At 67.5% G+C, this 18,754-nt stretch carries 19 protein-coding genes and 1 tRNA gene; 10 read left to right on the forward strand and 10 right to left on the reverse strand.

Annotation, left to right across the window (positions count from 1 at the left end; genetic code table 11):
- Positions 1–75: 75 nt before the first annotated feature.
- Genes AB4Y86_RS01175 through AB4Y86_RS01190 form a run of 4 tightly spaced genes read right to left on the reverse strand, consistent with a single transcriptional unit; the run spans position 76 to position 4,509 of the window.
- On the reverse strand, positions 76–1,530 hold the full coding sequence (locus tag AB4Y86_RS01175) for an FtsW/RodA/SpoVE family cell cycle protein (RefSeq protein WP_441399598.1): 1,455 nt from the start codon (positions 1,528–1,530) through the stop codon (positions 76–78).
- Positions 1,527–3,281 (reverse strand): protein phosphatase 2C domain-containing protein, encoded by a 1,755-nt coding sequence (locus AB4Y86_RS01180; RefSeq protein WP_441399600.1) that lies wholly within the window; start codon positions 3,279–3,281, stop codon positions 1,527–1,529. The genes AB4Y86_RS01175 and AB4Y86_RS01180 overlap by 4 nt, the downstream gene beginning before the upstream one ends.
- Before the next feature lie 2 nt (positions 3,282–3,283).
- Complete coding sequence (locus AB4Y86_RS01185; RefSeq protein WP_441399602.1) at positions 3,284–3,766, reverse strand: FHA domain-containing protein FhaB/FipA; 483 nt, start codon at positions 3,764–3,766, stop codon at positions 3,284–3,286.
- Complete coding sequence (locus AB4Y86_RS01190) at positions 3,763–4,509, reverse strand: FhaA domain-containing protein (RefSeq protein WP_441399604.1); 747 nt, start codon at positions 4,507–4,509, stop codon at positions 3,763–3,765. Before AB4Y86_RS01190 ends, AB4Y86_RS01185 begins: the two co-directional genes overlap by 4 nt.
- A gap of 410 nt (positions 4,510–4,919) precedes the next feature.
- Here AB4Y86_RS01190 and AB4Y86_RS01195 point away from each other — a divergent pair.
- Together AB4Y86_RS01195 and AB4Y86_RS01200 are read left to right on the forward strand one after the other, a co-directional pair.
- Positions 4,920–5,002: transfer RNA gene (locus AB4Y86_RS01195), tRNA-Leu, on the forward strand.
- 224 nt (positions 5,003–5,226) lie between these two features.
- Positions 5,227–6,783, forward strand: coding sequence for a cellulase family glycosylhydrolase (locus AB4Y86_RS01200; protein ID WP_441399606.1), 1,557 nt, complete (start codon positions 5,227–5,229; stop codon positions 6,781–6,783).
- 74 nt (positions 6,784–6,857) lie between these two features.
- Here AB4Y86_RS01200 and AB4Y86_RS01205 read toward each other — a convergent pair whose 3' ends face one another.
- Complete coding sequence (locus tag AB4Y86_RS01205; protein WP_441399607.1) at positions 6,858–7,427, reverse strand: DoxX family membrane protein; 570 nt, start codon at positions 7,425–7,427, stop codon at positions 6,858–6,860.
- 176 nt (positions 7,428–7,603) lie between these two features.
- Positions 7,604–8,293, reverse strand: coding sequence for a TetR/AcrR family transcriptional regulator (locus AB4Y86_RS01210; protein ID WP_441399608.1), 690 nt, complete (start codon positions 8,291–8,293; stop codon positions 7,604–7,606).
- 158 nt (positions 8,294–8,451) lie between these two features.
- On the opposite strand from AB4Y86_RS01210, the gene AB4Y86_RS01215 reads away from it, so the two are divergent.
- The 4 genes from AB4Y86_RS01215 (at position 8,452) to AB4Y86_RS01230 (ending at position 12,980) form a co-directional block, all read left to right on the forward strand.
- Positions 8,452–9,873, forward strand: coding sequence for a flavin monoamine oxidase family protein (locus AB4Y86_RS01215; RefSeq protein ID WP_441399609.1), 1,422 nt, complete (start codon positions 8,452–8,454; stop codon positions 9,871–9,873).
- Positions 9,874–9,923: 50 nt separating this feature from the next.
- Entirely contained in the window at positions 9,924–10,850 is a 927-nt protein-coding gene (locus AB4Y86_RS01220) for a universal stress protein (protein ID WP_441399610.1), read from the forward strand.
- Positions 10,847–12,367, forward strand: a complete 1,521-nt coding sequence (locus AB4Y86_RS01225; RefSeq protein ID WP_441399611.1) for an APC family permease — start codon at positions 10,847–10,849, stop codon at positions 12,365–12,367. The genes AB4Y86_RS01220 and AB4Y86_RS01225 overlap by 4 nt, the downstream gene beginning before the upstream one ends.
- A gap of 130 nt (positions 12,368–12,497) precedes the next feature.
- Positions 12,498–12,980 (forward strand): pyridoxamine 5'-phosphate oxidase family protein, encoded by a 483-nt coding sequence (locus tag AB4Y86_RS01230; RefSeq protein ID WP_441399612.1) that lies wholly within the window; start codon positions 12,498–12,500, stop codon positions 12,978–12,980.
- A 27-nt stretch (positions 12,981–13,007) separates the two neighbouring features.
- Here the strand turns inward: AB4Y86_RS01230 and AB4Y86_RS01235 are convergent, their stop codons facing one another.
- Positions 13,008–13,646: an NADPH-dependent F420 reductase gene (locus tag AB4Y86_RS01235; protein WP_441399613.1), complete on the reverse strand. Its 639-nt coding sequence runs from the start codon at positions 13,644–13,646 to the stop codon at positions 13,008–13,010.
- Positions 13,639–14,292, reverse strand: a complete 654-nt coding sequence (locus tag AB4Y86_RS01240; protein WP_441399614.1) for a hypothetical protein — start codon at positions 14,290–14,292, stop codon at positions 13,639–13,641. Before AB4Y86_RS01240 ends, AB4Y86_RS01235 begins: the two co-directional genes overlap by 8 nt.
- 123 nt (positions 14,293–14,415) lie before the next feature.
- On the opposite strand from AB4Y86_RS01240, the gene AB4Y86_RS01245 reads away from it, so the two are divergent.
- Entirely contained in the window at positions 14,416–14,793 is a 378-nt protein-coding gene (locus AB4Y86_RS01245; protein WP_441399615.1) for a VOC family protein, read from the forward strand.
- A 114-nt stretch (positions 14,794–14,907) separates the two neighbouring features.
- Here the strand turns inward: AB4Y86_RS01245 and AB4Y86_RS01250 are convergent, their stop codons facing one another.
- Positions 14,908–15,312 carry a DUF5997 family protein gene (locus AB4Y86_RS01250; protein WP_441399616.1) on the reverse strand — a complete coding sequence of 135 codons (405 nt, stop codon included), beginning with the start codon at positions 15,310–15,312 and terminating at the stop codon, positions 14,908–14,910.
- A gap of 133 nt (positions 15,313–15,445) precedes the next feature.
- Between AB4Y86_RS01250 and AB4Y86_RS01255 the strand changes: the two genes are divergently transcribed.
- A complete protein-coding gene (locus AB4Y86_RS01255; RefSeq protein ID WP_441399617.1) occupies positions 15,446–16,183 on the forward strand; it encodes a LysR substrate-binding domain-containing protein in 738 nt (245 codons plus the stop codon).
- Positions 16,184–16,264: 81 nt separating this feature from the next.
- Here the strand turns inward: AB4Y86_RS01255 and AB4Y86_RS01260 are convergent, their stop codons facing one another.
- Complete coding sequence (locus tag AB4Y86_RS01260) at positions 16,265–16,606, reverse strand: hypothetical protein (protein ID WP_441399618.1); 342 nt, start codon at positions 16,604–16,606, stop codon at positions 16,265–16,267.
- 187 nt (positions 16,607–16,793) lie between these two features.
- On the opposite strand from AB4Y86_RS01260, the gene AB4Y86_RS01265 reads away from it, so the two are divergent.
- Positions 16,794–17,936: an ABC transporter permease gene (locus tag AB4Y86_RS01265; RefSeq protein WP_441399619.1), complete on the forward strand. Its 1,143-nt coding sequence runs from the start codon at positions 16,794–16,796 to the stop codon at positions 17,934–17,936.
- Positions 17,933–18,664: an ABC transporter ATP-binding protein gene (locus AB4Y86_RS01270; RefSeq protein ID WP_441399620.1), complete on the forward strand. Its 732-nt coding sequence runs from the start codon at positions 17,933–17,935 to the stop codon at positions 18,662–18,664. Before AB4Y86_RS01265 ends, AB4Y86_RS01270 begins: the two co-directional genes overlap by 4 nt.
- Positions 18,665–18,754: the final 90 nt, after the last annotated feature.

An 18,754-nucleotide genomic window follows, 5' to 3' on the forward strand; every position in this document is an offset into this window, starting at 1 on the left:
GGACATAGCTGAGCGCGCCGAAGATCAGCGCGAACATGGCGATCGCGGCGATCCAGGAATTACGAATTGCCTGGTTCACAGGCGTTTCACCGCCTCGGTGGGAGCATCAGTACTGGCGCCGCTGCGTGCCGGTGCGGTGGCCGGCTTCGGCGGCAGGAGGGGGGGCGTCTCTTGCGCTTCGGGGTCCTGGCCCGGCGGCAGCGGGGTGGTGTCTACCGGCCCGCGGGCCGTGTGCGAGATCATCAGCAGCAGGCCGACGATGATCCAGTTCGCCAGCAGGGAGGACCCGCCGGCGGCGAGGAACGGCGTCGTCAGTCCGGTCAACGGGATCAGGCGCGTGACGCCGCCGATCACGACGAAGCACTGCAGCGCGACGGCGAAGGACAGCCCGGTGGCGAGCAGCTTCCCAAATGCGTCGCGGGTGCCGAGCGCCGCCCGGAAGCCCCGGGTAAACAGCAACAGGTACATCAGCACGATCGCGAAAATGCCGATCAGGCCCAGCTCTTCGCCGAAGGAGGCCACAATCATGTCGCTGTTGGCGAAGGGGACAAGGTTGGGGCGGCCCTGGCCCAGGCCGGTGCCGACGAGGCCGCCGTTGGCCATGCCGAAGAGGCCCTCGACGATCTGCCGGCTGCCACCGAATTCCCGGCCGTAGACCTCGGGCGTGAAGGCATTGATCCAGCCGTCGATCCGAAGTGCCACGTGCGAGAAGACTTTGGAGGCCGCGAAGCCGCCGGCGACCATCAGGACGACGCCGATGATCACCCAGCTGATCCGGCTGGTGGCGACGTAGATCATCACGAGGAAGAGGCCGAAGAACAGGATGGACGTTCCAAGGTCACGCTGGAAGACCAGCACGCCGATGCTCACCAGCCAGGCGGCGATCATGGGGCCGAGGTCCTTGAACCGGGGAAACTGTACTGGCCCGATCTTGCGGCCTGCGAGCAGGATCAGATCGCGGTTGGAGGAGAGATAGCCGGCAAAGAAGATGGCGAGGGTGACCTTGGCGAGCTCACCGGGCTGGAAAGTCATGGAGCCGAGCTTGATCCAGACGCTGGCACCCAGGACCTCGCCCGCCGAGACTCCCGGAACCAGCGGCAGGATCAGCAGCACCGCGCTGGCCGCGAGCGAAATGTAGGTAAAGCGGCGGAGGATCCGGTGGTCCTTCAGGAACCAGATCACCGCGATGGATACCGCCATGGCGACGAGCGTCCAGCGCAGCTGGTTATTGCCCGTGTCCTCCCCGACGCGGTCCAGACGGTGGATCATGGCCAGGCCGAGGCCGTTCAGGCCGACCACCAGCGGAAGTATTACCGGGTCGGCATATTTAGCGCGAATCCGCAGCACCACATGGAAGGCCAGTGCGGCTGCTGCCAGCAGGCCGGACTGGAACCAGAAGTCGGTGTCGAATGCCTTTTGCCGGTCGACGCCGACAAGCGCCTGCGCTCCGATGCCCACCGCGAGGGCCAGGATCAGGAGGACCAGCTCGACATTGCGGCGCGGCTTGGGTACGGGATCTATCGGTGTCATTTGCCCCCCTCACAGTTAGTGGGGGACGGCGACGCGGACGCGGAGGGTGCGGCCGATCCGGACGGGGCGGCAGTCGTCGGGGCGGGCGCCTTGGCGCCGGCGCTACCGCTCGGTGAGGGCGAGGGCGAGGGCGACGGCGTCAGGCATTCGTCGGCGGGCGCCGTCGTGCCGGTGCGCTCCAGGTTTTTCACGATCCGCTGGGCGTCGTAGAGGTCCCGCGCGGGAACCGTCTGGCGCACCCGCTGCTGCGAAAACTCTGGCAGGTCGGACATGCGGATATCAGTCACCGTTTCGAGGGTGGAAAGCGGAATGGGGCCAAGACGCTGCGAGACTCCGTTGAAAATGGCAACCTTCTGGTCCTGTTCGCCGATGTAGTACCTGGTCTGGGTCCAGGCGTAGCCCAGCCAGAGGCCGATGCCGAGGACGGCAACGATTGCCGCAGCGATCGAGATGGTAAGCCAGCGCCGGCGGTTGGCCGGCGGCTTGTACTCGTCGGCTTCTTCCGCGGCCGGGTCCGCCTTGTGCGTCAGCACGGTGGCGGCGCGGCGCGCCACGGTCCGTCCGGCAATGGAGGGGATTGAGCCCGACGCCGCGGCGGTCGCTGCAGCGCCGACGAGCTCATGGGGGCGCGTGGAGAGTTCTTCGCGCAAAACTTCGGCGGACAGATGCTCGCCGAGATGCGGATCGGTGGACAGCTGGGGTTCCTGCGGCTTGGGTTCCTGGCCTTCGGGCTTCTTGGCCTCGTCGGGGGCGTCTTGTGGGGACTTGCCAGGCTTGTCGACGGGACGGCCCGCTGCATCGTCGTTGGCCTTGCCAGCGTACGTACTGCCGGAGTCTTCGGTGCCGGTATCGGGCGCCGCTACGGCCGACGGGACCGGCACTGTCGCGGTGACAGTGCCGGATTCGGCTGCAGGTTTCGTTGCGGGCGCCGGGACGACGTCGACGGCGGCGGTACTGACGTCCTCGGGCGTCTGCTCGGCAATCTCCACCATCACCACGGTCACGTTGTCCGGCGAGCCCGCCTCCAGGGTGAGGTCAACGAGGGTTTCGGCGCACTCGCGAAGGTCCTTCGTCTCCCGGACGGTGCGTTCTACGACGTGCCCGGCGACGTAGTTCAGTCCGTCGGAACAAAGCAGCCAGCGTTCCCCGGGTTCGACGTCSAGRACRTCSAGATCSARTTCGGGGCTGGCATCGACGTCGCCGAGGACACGCATCAAAACGTTTTTATGCGGGTGGGTTTCGGCTTCCTCGGGACGCAGCCGGCCCTCGTCGATGAGACGCTGGACGAAGGTGTGGTCCACGCTGACTTGTTCGTACTTACCGTTCCGCAGCCGGTAAGCGCGCGAGTCGCCGATGTGCGCAAAGTGGAGCTTGCCACCGGCCAGCAGCAGGGCTGTCACGGTGGTCCCCATCCCGGCCAGTTTCGGGTTCATGTGGACCAGTTCGGACAGCAGTGAATTTGCGGTCTGGATTTCGTCGGCCAGGACGGTGTCTGCTTCGCCGCCGTCGTAGTCGTCCCGGTCAAGGTGGAGCATGTCCAGCACGGTGGCGGCCGAGGCCACGTCACCGCCGGCGTGGCCTCCCATGCCATCCGCGACGACGGCGAGGTGGCGGCCCACATAAGCCGAGTCGTCGTTCTTCGAGCGCACGCGGCCGACGTCGGAACGTGCGGCATAGCGCATGATGAGCGGCCGCTTCGGGGTAGTTGTTTCGCCTTCGGCCCTGGCTGCGGGAGTTTCGGGGGCAGCCATGGCTACGGCCTCAATTCAATGACCGTCTTGCCGATTCTCACGGGGACTCCCAGTTCCACCGGGAGGGCCCGGGTCAACTGCTGATCGGCCAGGTACGTGCCGTTGGTGGAACCGAGGTCTTCGATGAACCAGCGGCTGCCCTGCGGGAACAGGCGTGCGTGCCGGCCCGAGGCGTAGTCGTCCTCCAGGACCAGGGTGGCTTCCTGTGCCCGGCCGAGCAGGATGGGGCTAGCGGCCAGCGGAAGAGTGGTGCCCCGCAGCGGACCCTCGGTGACAACGAGTTGGCGGGCCTGCTGCTTGACGGGGGCCGGGGCCGGCTCGGCCAGCCCGGGGTTCCGGCGCACCTGGCGAGCGGTGGGTGCCCCGGCGGCAGCCTTGCGGCCGATCATCAGGTCGCGCCGCATCGCCGAGACAATGCTGAAGATGAGAACCCAGAGCAGGATCAGGAAACCGAAGCGCAGGGCGGTGATGGTCAGTTCACTCACGGGCGGCCGCCGGGGTTGGCGGGCAGTAGGCGGAAGACAATTTTGGTCCGTCCCATCGTGATTGTGGCGCCGTCGGTGAGTTCCGTACTGCCCACAACCTTATGGCCGTTCACGTAGCTTCCGTTCGTCGAACCCAGATCGATGGCCTGTGCAGTGCCCTGGTCGCTCCGGATTTCCAGGTGGCGGCGGGACACCCCCGTGTCGTCGATCAGGATGTCCGCTTCGGAGGAGCGGCCCAACACAACCGAGGGTGCGTTGAGCGAATAACGCTGGCCGTCAATGTCCAGGACCGGCTGGAGCCGGCTGGGCTGGCGGGTGGGGGCTGCCGGCATGGCAGCCCGGTTTCCCGGCTGCTGCGCCGGGGCGCCGCCCGCCTTCTCGGTCCGGGACTTGATTTCGAAATCGCCGGCACGGCGGTCTTCGTCGCGGCGGAAGCTGATGCGCACCGGTCCTTGGAGGGTGTAGCCCTGACTGCGGACGTGGTTGATGACGACGTCGCACAGCTCCTCCGCGAGCGGTGTGCCCCATTCCTGGGCCCGCTCGAAATCGCCGCCGCTAAGGAGGACATCGAAGACGTTGGGCGCCAAGGTCCGTCCCGCGGCGATCGTGAGGGCCTTGTTGTCCACTTCACGGCGGAGATGGCTGGCGATCTCGACCGGCTCAACCTGGGCGCGGGAACCGGTGGAGAAGACTCCGCGGACGGCCTTTTCGATACTGCGCTCGACTTTGTCCAGCAAGCCCATGGTCCTTCTCCTTTCCTTACGGCTGCGGGGCAGCACTTGTTCGGGAACTCGGTTTCCAGCATTCGCGGGAGTCCGCCGCAGCCGGGCACTCCTAAACCCGATACTACTGGGCAAGGCTGGGAATGGCCTTAATGAGACCCGCCGCCCGGGCCGGGAAAAATGTCCCCGAGCAGCTCTGACCTGCGCGGACACCCCGCGGACGCGGGCCCGCAGCGGGTACCTCCAACGGGGCGCAGTAAAGGCCGGGCACTGACGTCAAGGAGCGCCGCACGGGTGCCCGGCCGTGGGCTCTCCGGGGCCCTCAAGTCCTCGATTGGTGTTTTCCCGCAGTTGTCCGTTATGCTTGATCTCGCTGCTTTTACGAGGTTGGCGGACCGGAAATCGGGCCCCAGTCAGGTGAAAGAAGTTGCGCGCGAGTGGCGGAACGGCAGACGCGCTGGCTTCAGGTGCCAGTGTCCGAAAGGGCGTGGGGGTTCAAATCCCCCCTCGCGCACGCATCAGAACCCCGGGAATCATTGATTTCCCGGGGTTCTTTTTTTGTCTCCGGAGGGTCGCCGCATTGCCGCCCGCCCGCGCTCTGTACTCTGAGGTCCGTCGGCGTGCCTACGCCTGAGCCATTGCGGGCGAGCCTGCCCCGGACCTGGAGGAACCTTGCAGACTTGCCGCTCCATCGAGCCCACGCCGGCCAGCCGGCGTCGGAACACGATACTCTCCGCTTTGGCCGCCACCGCCCTGGCCGGCGTCGTGGCGGTTTCCGTCTGGTCCGGCCCGCCCGCAGCCGCCGCCCTCACCGCCTCAAGCGTCGTGGACGCCACGCCGGCCGCGACCGGTTGGCTGCACACCGACGGCGGCACCATCCGCGACTCCAACAACAACCCGTACACGATCAAGGCCACCTCCTGGTTCGGGCTGGAGACCCCGGACTGCGTCCCGCACGGCCTGTGGGGAACCCTGACCATCGACGAGGCCCTGGCCAACATCAAGTCGATGGGCTTTAACACGGTCCGGCTGCCGTACTCCAACGAGTGCCTGGCCGCGACGTCCATCAATGGAAATGTGAACTACTGGGCCAACCGCGCCTATAACCTCCAGGGCAAGACGCCGCTGGATGTCATGGATACGGTGATCGCGCGGGCCAAGGCCAACGGCCTCCAGATCATCCTGGACCGGCACCGCCCGTCCTCGGCGGCACAGTCGCCGCTCTGGTACACGACGACGGTCCCGGAGTCGAAGTGGATCTCCGACTGGAAGATGCTGGCCGATCGGTACAAGAACGACCCGACGGTGATCGGCGCCGATCTGCACAACGAACCGGCCGGGGCCGCGACCTGGGGCGGCAAGGCGGCGACGGACTGGCAGGCTGCGTCCACCCGCGGCGGCAACGCCGTCCTGGCTTCCAACCCGAACCTGTTGATCATCATTGAGGGGATCGAGAACCAGGCCATCGCCGGCGGCACCTGGTGGGGCGGCGGACTCGCCGACGTCGGCGCGAACCCGGTGGTCCTGAACAMCGCGAACCGGGTGGTCTACTCCCCGCACGACTACCCGGCGTCTCTGTTCGCGCAAAAGTGGTTCAGCGACCCCGCGTACCCCGCCAACCTGCCGGCCGTCTGGGACCGGAACTGGGGGTACCTGCAGAAACAGGGAATCGCCCCGGTCCTGCTCGGCGAATTCGGCTCCGCGCTGGCCACCGACTCGGACAAGGCCTGGATGAAGTCGATCGTGGGCTACCTGAAGACGAACGGCATGTCCTACGCCTACTGGGCCTTCAATCCGAACTCAGGCATCACCGGGGGCCTCGTCCAGGCTGACTGGCGGACACCGGAGCGGGCCAAGCTCGATGCCCTCGCCCCGATCCTCACGGCCGCCCCGGTTGTAACCGTCCCCGTTCCGACGCCGACCGTCAGCCCGACGCCGACGTCGGCTCCCACCGTCACGCCGACGGCCAGCCCGACGCCTACTCCCGCGCCTGCCGGCGACCCCGCGATCAGCGCCATTTGGCGGCTCACCAGTTCCTGGACCGGCGGCTACGTCGCCAACATCGACGTCACCGCGCTGCGTGCGGTGCCGTCCTGGTCCGTCACGTGGAGCGACCCGAACGTCACCTCGATCGCCAACTCCTGGGGCGTCAAGTGCACCGCAGTTCCGAAGACCTCGGTTACTTGCACCGGATCGGACTGGACCACCAAGCTCACAGCCGGGCAGAAGGCCACCGTCGGCCTGCAGGTCAACTCGCTGAAGGCGCCCGCGATCCCGGTGCTGGCCACCAAGTAGCGCGCGGGTGGGTCACTCAACGAACGGCGGGCCCGGTAGGCACTGACCCGCCGTCAAGGACCAGCCGGAACGGTTCAGTGTTGGTCCCCCGCGGCGCCGGTAACCGCCGCATCCGCATCCGCGTCCTCGGCCAAGGCCTTACGCCGGCGATAAAGCTGGGCCGCCATCACCGCAGGGATCGCGGCGAACGAGACTGCCCGCATCCAGGGCCGGTCCAGGACATGGCCGGTGAGCGCGTCCAGGGAGTAAAGTCCCGGACCGCCAATGGTGAACGAGGCTGCCGCCAAGCCCAGCACGGCGGGGTACTCAAAACCACCCTCCGTTGCGAAGAAGCCGTTGTGGGCGTGGACGCCGGCTGCGACGCCCATGGTGGTTGCGGCGACCGCGCCCGCGGCCGGGGTTGCCAATCCGAGGGCGAGAGCGAGACCAGCCCCTGCTTCGCCGGCGCCGGCGAGCACGGCACTGGGCGTGGCGGGCCGGAAGCCCATCGCGTGCATGCCCTTGCTGGTACCTTCGATGCCTCCTCCGCCGAACCATCCGAAGAGTTTTTGGGATCCGTGGGCGATGAGCACGCCGCCGAGGGCAACCCGGAAGAGGGTTTGTGCGGCAGCAGCAGCCTCCGCGCTGGTCTTTGCCTGGCTCATGAGAGACCTCCTGGGGTTGGCTGTGCCGAGGCGCTGGCTGGCGCTCTCTGTCCACCACGATTCTACGTCGGTGACACGACCGGATCACGGGGGAGTCGGTGTCACTTTGCCGCTCCGAGGTCAGGGTCCAGGCGTACCTCTTCGGCAGTTCCCGCAATATCTTTGGCCTCGGAGCCCTACGTCCGGAGCGCCCCGAATCCCGCAATGAGCGCCTCGAGGCCGAGGCTGAAGGCCACATCCGCCTGGTGTGCGTAGCCCTGCTCGCCAAGACTGTCGACGGCGGCGGAGAAGTTCGGCGTCGACGCCGCCATGCTGCCGGAAGCAAAGATGTCCGCCGGGGCGTTCACGTCGTAAGCGGAGCCGAAGATAAAAGACTCGAGGGCCACGATGGCTGCAACGATGCGTTCCTGCGGGAAGCCCGCCCGGCGCAACCCCGTGCTGACGGCCTCGTACATGGCGAGGGTCTTCGGCGCATCCGCCACCGGGAGCACGGCAATGACAGGGATCAGCGGAGTGTGCCGCGCGAACACGGCCCGGTAGCTCCAGGCCCAGTCCCGCACGGCCTGCTCCCAGGGCGCGGTCCCGAAGGCGGACACGTCCACCAACGAGGTCAGGTGGTCCTGGATGAGGACCAGCACCTCCCGCTTGGACGATACGTGGTTGTACAGGGCCGACGGCGCCACATTCAGGGCACGGGCCAAGGCTGCCATGGTGAACGCGTCATAGCCGCTCTTACGCACCAACTGCAGGGCGGCGGCGGTGATGCCGTCCTGGTCGAGGACGGCCGAGGGGGGCCGGCCCGCACGCCGGCGCGGCTTGGCGTCGGGGCGGTGCGGATCCGCGGTGGCGCTGGTGGCTGCCGGCATTCCGGGCCTTTCTACTGGGCTGTCCCAAGGATTATTCCACCGCGGGCAAAGTTTTCCTGCGGGTCTTCCCTCCATTCAACGTTACCGCTATAGTCGTCACAAATGAATGGCATTCATTTAGTGGTACGCATCACTGCGGCGGCCACGGAAAGGACATCATGCTGGAACTTGACCGCGACGTCGTCATTGTCGGAGCCGGGCCCGCAGGCCTCACCGCAGCCCGGGAACTCCGGAAAGCGGGGCTGAGCGTGGCCGTGCTGGAGGCGCGTGACCGCGTGGGCGGCCGGACCTGGACGGACACGATCGACGGCGCCCTGCTCGAGATCGGCGGCCAGTGGGTCTCGCCGGACCAGACGGCGCTGCTCGAGCTCCTCGATGAGCTCGGCCTCCAGACCTACAGCCGCTACCGCAAGGGACAGTCCGTCTACATAGGTGCCGACGGCAGGCGCACCCTGTACTCCGGCGACTCCTTCCCGGTCAGTGAGGCCACCGCCGCCGAAATGGACAAGCTGACGGCGCTGCTGGACTCGCTCGCGGCGGAAATCGGCGCTACCGAACCGTGGGCGCACCCGAAGGCCCGCGAACTGGATACGATCTCCTTCCACCACTGGCTGCGTGAACATTCCGCCGACGAGGAAGCCTGCAACAACATCGGTCTGTTCATTGCCGGCGGCATGCTGACCAAGCCCGCSCACGCCTTYTCSGCMCTKCAGGCCGTCCTGATGGCGGCATCGGCCGGTTCCTTCACCCACCTCACCGATGAGGACTTCATCTTGGACAAGCGCGTCGTCGGGGGCATGCAGCAGGTCTCGCTGCTGCAGGCGGCGGAACTGGGGGACGACGTCGTGCTCTCCAGCCCGGTGCGCACGATCAACTGGGAAGGCGACGCCGGCGGCGGAACCACCGCCGAAAACACCGGCGGTGACGTCGCCGGACAGCGGGTGACGGTGGTGTCGGACCGTGCCACCGTGAACGCGCGTTTCGTGATCATGGCCGTGCCCCCGAACCTCTATTCCAGGGTCTCCTTTAACCCGCCGCTGCCGCGCCGCCAGCACCAGATGCACCAGCATCAGTCGCTCGGCCTGGTCATCAAGGTGCATGCCGTGTACAGCACGCCGTTCTGGCGCGAAGACGGCCTGTCCGGAACCTGCTTCGGCGCTGACGCGCTGGTCCAGGAGGTCTACGACAACACCAACCACGCGGATCCCCGCGGCACCCTCGTGGGCTTCGTCTCGGACGAAAAGGCCGACGCCATGTTCGAGCTCAGCGCCGGGGAGCGCCGCCAGGCCATCCTGGCGTCCATCGCCGATTTCCTGGGCGAGGAGGCCCTCGAACCGGAGGTCTACTACGAGTCCGACTGGGGCTCCGAGGAATGGACCCGCGGCGCCTATGCCGCCAGCTACGACCTSGGCGGCCTGCACCGCTACGGCAAGGACCAACTCGCCCCCGTGGGGCCGATCCACTGGGCGTGCTCCGACCTCGCAGCCGAGGGCTACCAGCATGTGGACGGCGCCGTACGGATGGGGCGCCGGACCGCGGCCCGGATTGTCGCGGCCGCCGACCGCACCCCGGCTGTCTAGTACTGCTTCCCCTGACCAGCAATCCCTAACCAACCAGAGAGGTCGGCCAGATGCGTTACGTAGTGGGGTATACCGCCAATGCGAGGGGCCGTGATGCCCTCAACCTGGCCGTCTCGCTGGCCCGCGGCCGGGGAGCGGCCCTGGACCTGGTGATGGCCATCCCGGACGCCGGGGTGTTCAACGCGGCCCATGCACCCGCGGCCGGCTATGACAGCTATCTCCACCGGCAGGCGTCGGAGTGGCTCGATGAAGCGCTGGCGCTGGTGCCGGCGGATGTCCCGGCTAAAGCCCACATCCGCAGCGGTGAATCCGACGCGCAGACCCTGATCGATGCCTGCGATGAGTTTCAGGCGGACATGCTCATCATCGGTGCCACCAGCAGCGGGCTGTTCAAGCGCTTCACGGTGGGCTCGGTGGCCGGCGCCCTGCTGCACGCGGCGACCGTCCCGGTGGCGCTGGCCCCGCACGGCTACCATCGCCGCGAGGCCTTGACCAGGCTCAGCTGCGGCCTCGGGGACCGCCCGGGCGCGGAAGAGCTGCTCCAGGTCGCCGTCTCCATGGCCAAGCACCGGGAAGTGCCGATGCGGGTAGTCTCGCTGCTGACCCTTGACGGCGGCGACTCGGCGGCCGCGGCCGACGCCGCCCGCGACTACGCCGCGCAACGGGTCGCGGCGGCCCTGCCGGGCGACCCGTCAGGGGACCCGGCCGCCGCCCAGCYGGCCGACAAGATCGAAGTCGTCGTCGCGCACGGTGGCAGCGTCGAGGAGGCGGTGGACCGGCTGGACTGGGAAGACGGCGAGGTTCTGCTGATCGGATCGAGCCGCCTCGCCCGGAGCAGCTCCATCTTCCTGGGCAGCACGGCAAACCGCATCCTGCGGGCCCTGCCGGTGCCGATGATCGTGGTCCCCAGCGACTACGAGTTCAAGCAGCCCAACCATTCAACGTCGAATGAACCCTCCCGAGAGGCACAAGCATGAGCACCGAACAAGCGACCTCCACGGCCCACGCCGAGCAGCACGGCCTGAGCGAGAAGGGACTGAAAGCCGGGTCGGTGGGGCTGATCGGCGCCGTCGTCATCGGAGTATCCTGCATCGCACCGGCCTACACCCTGACGGCCGCCCTGGGCCCGACGGTTTCCCAGGTCGGCGTGCATCTGCCGGCGATCTTCCTGGTGGGCTTCATTCCCATGCTGCTGGTGGCGTTCGGGTACCGCGAGCTGAACAACGCCATGCCCGATGCCGGCACCTCCTTCACCTGGGCGTCGCGGGCGTTCGGCCCGTGGATCGGCTGGATGGGCGGCTGGGGGCTGGTAGCGGCGACCATCATCGTGCTGTCCAACCTGGCGGCCGTCGCCGTCGACTTCTTCTACCTCATGCTGGCCCAAGTGTTCGGTAATCCGGAGCTGGGAGACCTATCCAGCAACCTGCCGCTGAATATCGCCACTACGCTGGTTTTCATCGCCCTGGCGTGCTGGGTTTCCTACCGCGGGATGGAGACCACCAAGACCGTCCAGTACGTTCTGGTCGCCTTCCAGTTGCTGGTCCTGGRCTGGTTCGCCGTCGCCGCGTTCAGCCACGTCGCGAACGGGACCGCGTTTGACGCCACCGCCATCGCCCCTGACTGGTTCAACCCGTTCGCTGTGGAGTCCTTCTCCGCTTTCGCCGCCGGCGTCTCGCTGTCCATCTTCATCTACTGGGGCTGGGACGTCACCCTGACCATGAATGAGGAAACCAAGAACCCGGAGAAAACCCCGGGCCGCGCGGCCACCGTGACCGTGCTGGTGATCGTGGTCATCTACATGACGGTCGCACTGGCCACCCTGGCCTTCGCCGGCGTCGGCACGGAAGGCCTCGGTGCCGGGAACCCCGAAAACCAGGGCAGCATCTTCGCGGTCCTCGCCGGACCGGTGATGGGCCCGTTCGCGATCCTGATGTCGCTGGCCATCCTGAGCAGCTCGGCGGCGTCGCTGCAGTCCACCTTCGTGTCCCCGGCGCGGACCCTCCTGTCCATGGGCCACTACAAGGCGCTGCCGCACAAGTTCGGCAACATCAGCCCCAGCTACAAGTCCCCGAGCTACGCCACCATTGCCTCGGCGGTGGCCGCCGCCGTCTTCTACGTCGTGACCCGCACCCTGTCCGAAAATGCCCTGTGGGACACCATCACGGCGCTCGGCATGATGATCTGCTTCTACTACGGCATCACCGCTCTGGCCTGCGTCTGGTTCTTCCGCGCCCAGGCCTTCAGCGGGGCGCACTCCTTCTTCTTCAAGTTCCTCGCACCGCTGCTGGGCGGCGTGATCCTGCTGGTGATGTTCGTCAAGACCGCCTACGACTCGATGGACCCGGCGTACGGCTCCGGGTCATCCGTCGGCGGCCTGGGCCTCGTGTTCATCCTGGGGATGGGCGTGATCCTGCTGGGCGTGGTGGTCATGTTGGTCATGGCGAAACTCCGTCCGGAATTCTTCAAAGGCCAAGTCCTGACCCGCGGAAACTGAGTCCCGCCGGCCGGCCATCGAAGGTCCTCCGGCCGCCAGATCCTGGAACGTGCTTGAAAAGTAAGCACGCTTATCAATAGGCTGGCGGCAGGAGGACCTTCCTCCGCTGGACCAAGGACGAGGTGAGCGCATGTCGGACGCACAGGACATCAGCAAGGTAACCGGGATCATTAATGATTCCCGGATCGGGATGGTCACCACCATCAACGGCGACGGCGCCCTCGTCAGCCGGCCGTTGGCCGTTCAGGACGTGGAGGACGACGGCGACATGTGGTTCTTCACCTCGAAGGACACCTCGCAGGTGGCCCACGTCAGGGCGAATCCAGCCGTCAACGTGTCCTTCGGCAAGGGCAAGGAGTGGGTGTCGGTGGCCGGCCAGGCAGAGGTGGTCACGGACCGGCAGCAAATCCGCGACCGCTGGAACCAGGCGGTCGAGGCATGGTTCCCGGACGGCCCGGAGACCCCGGAGGCCGTCCTGCTGCACGTGGATTCCGATTCGGCCGAGTACTGGACCAGCCCGGGCGGAACGGCCGCGACGGTGTTGCAATGGGTGAAATCCAAGGTCACGCACAGCCGGATGAGCGTCGGCGAAAGCGGCACCGTCGAACTCTAGGCCTGACCTGCCGCCCGGTGGATGATGTCAGTCGATGACCTTCAGGGACGTGCCCCAGTTAAAGGACGCATAGGCCGGGTTCAGTTGCAGCCCAATCAGCAGCAGCTGCATCCCCTCCAGCTCGCGGGCATGGCGCAACGCCCCGACCTGGAGGGGCCGGAGGCCCGCCGCGGCGACGAACGAGGCTACTTCGTTCCGGGCCGGCTCCGAGTCGGAGGCGATGAAGACGTCCAGCGGCAGGCCGTTCGCGGCGCCCTCGGCCAGGGGGCCCGCGAACGTCGTGTTGAACGCCTTTACTATGCGGGCCCCGGGAAGCAGCCGGGCCACCTCCTCCGCCGCGGAACTCCCCGGTTCAACCAGCAGCGAGTCGCCGGTCTCCATGTTGACCGGGTTGCTGATCTCGATCACCGTCTTGCCGCTGAGGGTATCGCCGTAGTGCGTGGCGACCTCCTTGGCCGGTTCGAAGTAGAGGGCCAGGACCACAATGTCGCCCTCGGGCACCTCTCCGAGGCTTCCGGATGCGGTGGCGGGACCAAGTTCCGCTGCGAGTTTGGCGGCGTTGGCCGGGGTCCGGTCCAGGATCTGGAGGCTCCGCCCCGCGGCTACTGCGCGGAGGCCGATCGCCCGGGCCATGCTGCCGCTGCCGATAATCGTGATGTCAGTCATCGTGCCCCTTCAGTGGTTCGTACAGCTCAGTGGACATCTGCCCCTCCTTGGAACCGTGCAGCGCGCCCGCCGCGCGCTCCGCCTCCGCCAAGGCGCGTTCCAGCCGCTCGACGGCGGCGCTGTAGCCGGATCCGGCCCGGGCGCCCGGGCTCAAGTCACTGACTCGGCCGGCCGCCTTCATGGCCTTGAGGAACGCGGCGGTCTCCGGGCGGCCCGGATCGCTCATGGCGGGGAAGTCGATGCAGAGGGCGGGATCGAGCTCGTAGCGCTGCCACCGGCCAAGGACCGCGCGGTGCCGGAGCGCGGCGGCCGCGTTGACGGCAGCGGCATCCCGGGCGTCCTGCCGGGCGTCGTGCCAGCGGAGCAGCCCCGGCGTCCAGCGGTAGCAGGCGGCCGCCGTCGCCGCGGCCAGGGCGGCGAGCATCAGCCCGGCCCATGGGGACACCAGGGACGGCAGCAGGACTGCGGGACCGATGACGGCGAGTCCGGCGAAACCGTCCCAGAATACGGCGTCGGGCAACCCGCCGTCGGACGCCTGGTGCTTCCGCGCGAGGTAGACCGAGCCGGCTGCCGCGGCCACAACCAGAAGGGCCGGAACCAGGAACTGCCCGGCGCCGAGCGGGCCGGCCCCTGCGAGTGACGGCATTGCGCACCTCCTGCGGAGACCGTCCGGGCGGACGTTGTTCCGCTGATTCCATTGGAGTCCCTCGGCGGCGGGCCGTCAATGGCCGGTTACCGTCCGGGGCCGCCCCGGCGTAGCCTAGGGCCCATGCGATTGAAAATGTGCAGTATCCACGTCAAGGACCCGGCCACCGCCCACGAGTTCTACACCGGAATTCTGGGCTTCGACACGCTCATGGCGCTGCCCGAGCACAACCTCTACATCATCAAAGACCCGGAGGGAGGGGGCTCGGCCGGGCTGCTGCTGGAACCCAGCGACAACCCGATCGGCGCCAACTACATGAATGCCTGCCACGACGCCGGGCTGCCCGCGATCGTGTTCGGCGTGCCGGACGTCAGGGCCGAATATGACCGGCTAACGGCGAAAGGTGTCATGTTCCAGGGCGAACCGTCCGAGGGGCCCGGCGGGATCTCCGCGGTGCTGGACGACGGCTGCGGCAACTTCGTCCAGCTGCACCAGGACTGACGGGCGGCTCCCGGCGGGATCTCGCCATTTCGACGGTTCCCTGCCGACTAGACGGTTCGCAGCGTCGAGTGCGCACGGAACCGTCGAAACGGCCGCGGAGGACCCCCGGAGGGGCTACTCCGCCCTGGCCCGGGCCTTCTTGGCGTCCTTTTTCGCCGCGTCGTCCTTGACCCGCTGAGCTTCGGCGCGCACGGCGGCGTGGGTGGCGCGCTCGGCCACCAGCCAGGCCGGGGGAGCCTGCAGCAGGGAGGTGATTTCCGCCGTCGTCAGCGCTTCCTCGACGCCGCCGCGGGCCAGACCGGCGATCGAGACGTTGAGTTTCTGGGCGACGACCGGGCGCGGGTGCGGGCCGGTGCGGCGCAGTTCGGCAAGCCACTCCGGCGGGTTGGCCTGGAGCTCGGCGAAATCAGCGCGGGTGATAACAGAATCCTGGAACTCCTGGGGTGTTGCGGGCAGGTAGATGCCAAGCTTCTTGGCAACGGTGGCCGGCTTCATGGACTGGGAGTTTGCAGAGGTCATGCTTCAAGGGTATCCGGCGGCCAAGCCGCGAGGCACCAAATCAGCGCCAAAACAGCACCAAATCAGCGCCAAATCAGCACCAAGCAGCCGCCAACCCTGCGCCGCCCGGTGGGACTGACGGTACTGTGAACGTGTGTCCGCAGAAGAAGAAGCAGCCCAGCCCTCCGACGATTCGGTCCCCGCGCCGCGGGAGCTGCGGTTCGCGTACGTGCCCGGCGTGACGCCCGGCAAATGGATCCGCCGCTGGGAAGAGCGGATGCCCGACGTGCCGCTGCACTCCTTCATGTCCGACGASGGCGCCCAGCTSGCGGTCCTGCGTGACGGATCCGCGGACTTGAGCTTCGTCCGGCTGCCGGTGGACCGCGAGGGCCTCAACGTCATCCCGCTGTACGAGGAACAGCCCGTGGTGGTGGCGCCGAAGGGCCACGAAATTTCTGTTTTCGAGGAGGTGGCGCTGGCCGACCTGGCCGCCGAGACCTTCCTGGATGTCGCTGGACTCGGTGGACCCGAACCGGCGCTGCGGGTGGTTGCCAGCGGAGCCGGCCTGGTGGTCCTGCCCATGTCCGTGGCCCGGCACTTCAACGTCAAGGACACCGTGGCCCGGAAGCTCACCGGCGCTCCCGCCACCGGGATCGCCCTGGCCTGGCCGAGCGAGTCCACCGACGAGGTGATCGAGGAGTTCATCGGGATTGTCCGCGGCCGGACTGCCGCGAGTTCCCGGCAGCCTTCGGCGCAGCAGGAGAAGCCCAAGCGCGAACCGAAGCCGGACCGCCGCGGTCCGGCCGTCAAGAAACCCAAGGTGGCGCAGCGCTACGCGCCGAACCCGGACAAGGGCCGCGGCAAGGGCTCCAGGAAAAAGGGCAAGCGCTAGGGTTTTCCCCAAACTGGCCCGCAGTTGTCGTCGTTTTGGGCGCCCAGAACGACACCTAGTGCCAGCTACTTGGGGTGCCCGCTACTTGGCGCAGGCGTCCTGGAGCGCCTTGACCGAGTCGGCTGGCACCCGGTCGCCTGAATCCGCGATTTTCTTGAGTGGAGCGGTGATCTCCGTGGGCAGGCCGGCGGTCTGCGCGCCGGAGACCAGCCCGCCCAGCGCCTGCTTGTCCGAGGCGCTGACCAGACCGTCCGCCACGAGGGAACACGCCTGCTTCTTGATCTCGGCCCCGGCCGCCGTGGCGACCTGCGACGCGCCGTCGTTGACTGCCTTCCCGGCTGCCTGTTGCACCTGGCCGCACCCGGAAATGGTGAGCATCAGGAAGACGGCGGACAGGGAGGCGGCGGCGAGGCGTCGTTTCATCCGATCAGCCTAACAAGCAGCGGCCGCCCCGTTCGCGGACGGCTTCTTGCCCGGTCGTTCCGTGCGGTCGTGCGGGGCTCCAGGGTGGCAGGATTTGAAACGCTCGCGGTTTCCTGACAAGCTGTCAGAAAGATGCCGACAGCTAGTCAGCAACTTCATTCATCCTCCTCTGAACCTAGGACCGCCAATGTTCCTTGCACTCCGCGAATTGATCTTCGCGCGTGGCCGCTTCAGCCTGATGGGCGGTGTCATTGCACTCATCGCCGTACTGATGGTGATGCTCTCCGGCCTTTCCTCGGGCCTCGTCAACGACGGCGTGTCGGGCCTGAAGTCGATGCCGGTGACCGCGTTCGCCTTCGACGAGGGCACCAAGACCGACAACGCCTTCTCCCGCTCCGTGATCGATGACCAACAGCTCGGCGCCTGGCGCGGCGTCGAGGGCGTGGCCGCCGCCGAGAAGATGGGCGTCGGYATGGCCAATGCCACTACGGAGTCCGGCAAGCAGGTTGATCTCACGCTTTTCGGCATTGAGCCCGGATCCTTCCTGGAGCCCTCCCGCTCCGAGGGCACCGGACTGGGCGCCGCTGACGGCCTCGTCGTGTCCTCGACCGCGAAGGCTGAAGGCATCGAACTCGGCACGGTCGTGACCCTGGACCGGATCGGCACGAAGCTCAAAGTCGTGGGCTTTACCGACGGCCAGGCCACGTTTGGACATGTCGACGTGGCCTACCTGCCCCTGAAAACCTGGCAGCTGATCGCGTCCGGCCAAGCCGCGGCCGGTTCCCCGAGCGCCGCGCAGCTGTCCGCCCTCAATTTTGATACTGCCAGCGTCGTTGCCGTCCAGGCCAAGCCCGGCGCCAAGCTGGACCTTGCTGCCGGCGACACTGCCGCCGGGACGTCCAGCAAGTCCCTGTCCGCTGCCTTTAATGCATCTCCCGGCTATGAGGCAGAGACCATGACCCTGAGCATGATCCAGGTCTTCCTCTACGCGATCTGCGCCTTGGTGGTCGGCGCGTTCTTCACCGTGTGGACCATCCAACGCAAGCACGAAATCTCGGTACTGCGGGCGATCGGGGCCTCGACCGGCTACCTGCTGCGGGATGGGCTGGCCCAGGCCGCCATTCTGTTGGTGGGATTCACGGCGCTGGGCGTGGCCGCAGGCCTGGGACTGGGCGCGGCCATGCCGGATGTCATGCCGTTCGCTCTCGAGGCCGCACCCATCGCCATCGCCACGGCACTCACGATCGGACTGGGCCTGATCGGCGCCGCCGTGGCCGTAGTGCGCATTTCCCGGATCGACCCGCTCAACGCCCTTGGAGGACAGCGATGAACACCCCCACGTTCCCGGCAGCCGTCGGAGGCCTCGCCGACACGCACCGAACCACCGGCCTGTCCATCCGCCACGCGGTGATGGAACTCGGCGACGGCGACACCCGGGTGACGGCCCTCGACGACGTCAGTCTCGACGTTGCGCCGGGCGAGTTCCTGGCCATCGTCGGGCCGTCCGGTTCCGGCAAATCCTCGCTGCTCGCCGTCGCCGGCGCCCTGGCCTCCCCGGATTCCGGGAAGGTCACGGTCAACGGCCAGGACGTTTCGCAGTTGAGCCAGGGCAAACGCGCTGCGTTCCGGCTGGCCAACATCGGCTTCGTTTTCCAGTCCGGCAACCTCATCCCGGCCCTGACCGCGGCGGACCAGCTCCGGCTGGTAAACCGGCTCGCCGGGGGCCCGAGGACCTTCGACCCGGTTGCGCTGCTGGAATCCGTCGGCATGGCCCACCGTGCGGCCAACCGCCCCGGCCAGCTTTCGGGTGGCGAACGCCAGCGCGTCGGCATCGCGCGGGCACTCGTCACCGGAGCGAAACTCCTTCTCGTGGACGAACCGACCGCGTCCCTGGACCGGGCCCGCAGCCGCGAAGTCGTGGAACTCCTCGCACGGCAAAGCCACGAGCATGGTGTCGCAACCGTCATGGTCACCCACGACCACGACGTCCTCGGCTACTGCGACCGCGTCGTTGAGATGGTGGACGGCCGCTTGGGCGTCCCTGCCCCGGTCCGCTAACTCGCCCGCCCCGGCACGACGACGGCGGCCTGCTCGGCAGGCCGCCGTCGCGCGCCGTACTCTTGATGCGTAGGTCAGCCAGTGTCAAAG

The sequence above is a fragment of the Arthrobacter sp. 2YAF22_2 genome, from assembly GCF_052114645.1.
GTDB lineage: Bacteria > Actinomycetota > Actinomycetes > Actinomycetales > Micrococcaceae > Arthrobacter.

Coding starts and splice junctions, on each gene's coding strand:
- AB4Y86_RS01175 (WP_441399598.1), bottom strand. CDS start 1,530: ATGACACCGATAGATCCCGTACCCAAGCCGCGCCGCAATGTCGAGCTG.
- AB4Y86_RS01230 (WP_441399612.1), top strand. CDS start 12,498: ATGTCGGACGCACAGGACATCAGCAAGGTAACCGGGATCATTAATGAT.
- AB4Y86_RS01240 (WP_441399614.1), bottom strand. CDS start 14,292: ATGCCGTCACTCGCAGGGGCCGGCCCGCTCGGCGCCGGGCAGTTCCTG.
- AB4Y86_RS01210 (WP_441399608.1), bottom strand. CDS start 8,293: ATGCCGGCAGCCACCAGCGCCACCGCGGATCCGCACCGCCCCGACGCC.
- AB4Y86_RS01190 (WP_441399604.1), bottom strand. CDS start 4,509: ATGGGCTTGCTGGACAAAGTCGAGCGCAGTATCGAAAAGGCCGTCCGC.
- AB4Y86_RS01250 (WP_441399616.1), bottom strand. CDS start 15,312: ATGACCTCTGCAAACTCCCAGTCCATGAAGCCGGCCACCGTTGCCAAG.
- AB4Y86_RS01205 (WP_441399607.1), bottom strand. CDS start 7,427: ATGAGCCAGGCAAAGACCAGCGCGGAGGCTGCTGCTGCCGCACAAACC.
- AB4Y86_RS01260 (WP_441399618.1), bottom strand. CDS start 16,606: ATGAAACGACGCCTCGCCGCCGCCTCCCTGTCCGCCGTCTTCCTGATG.
- AB4Y86_RS01245 (WP_441399615.1), top strand. CDS start 14,416: ATGCGATTGAAAATGTGCAGTATCCACGTCAAGGACCCGGCCACCGCC.
- AB4Y86_RS01235 (WP_441399613.1), bottom strand. CDS start 13,646: ATGACTGACATCACGATTATCGGCAGCGGCAGCATGGCCCGGGCGATC.
- AB4Y86_RS01270 (WP_441399620.1), top strand. CDS start 17,933: ATGAACACCCCCACGTTCCCGGCAGCCGTCGGAGGCCTCGCCGACACG.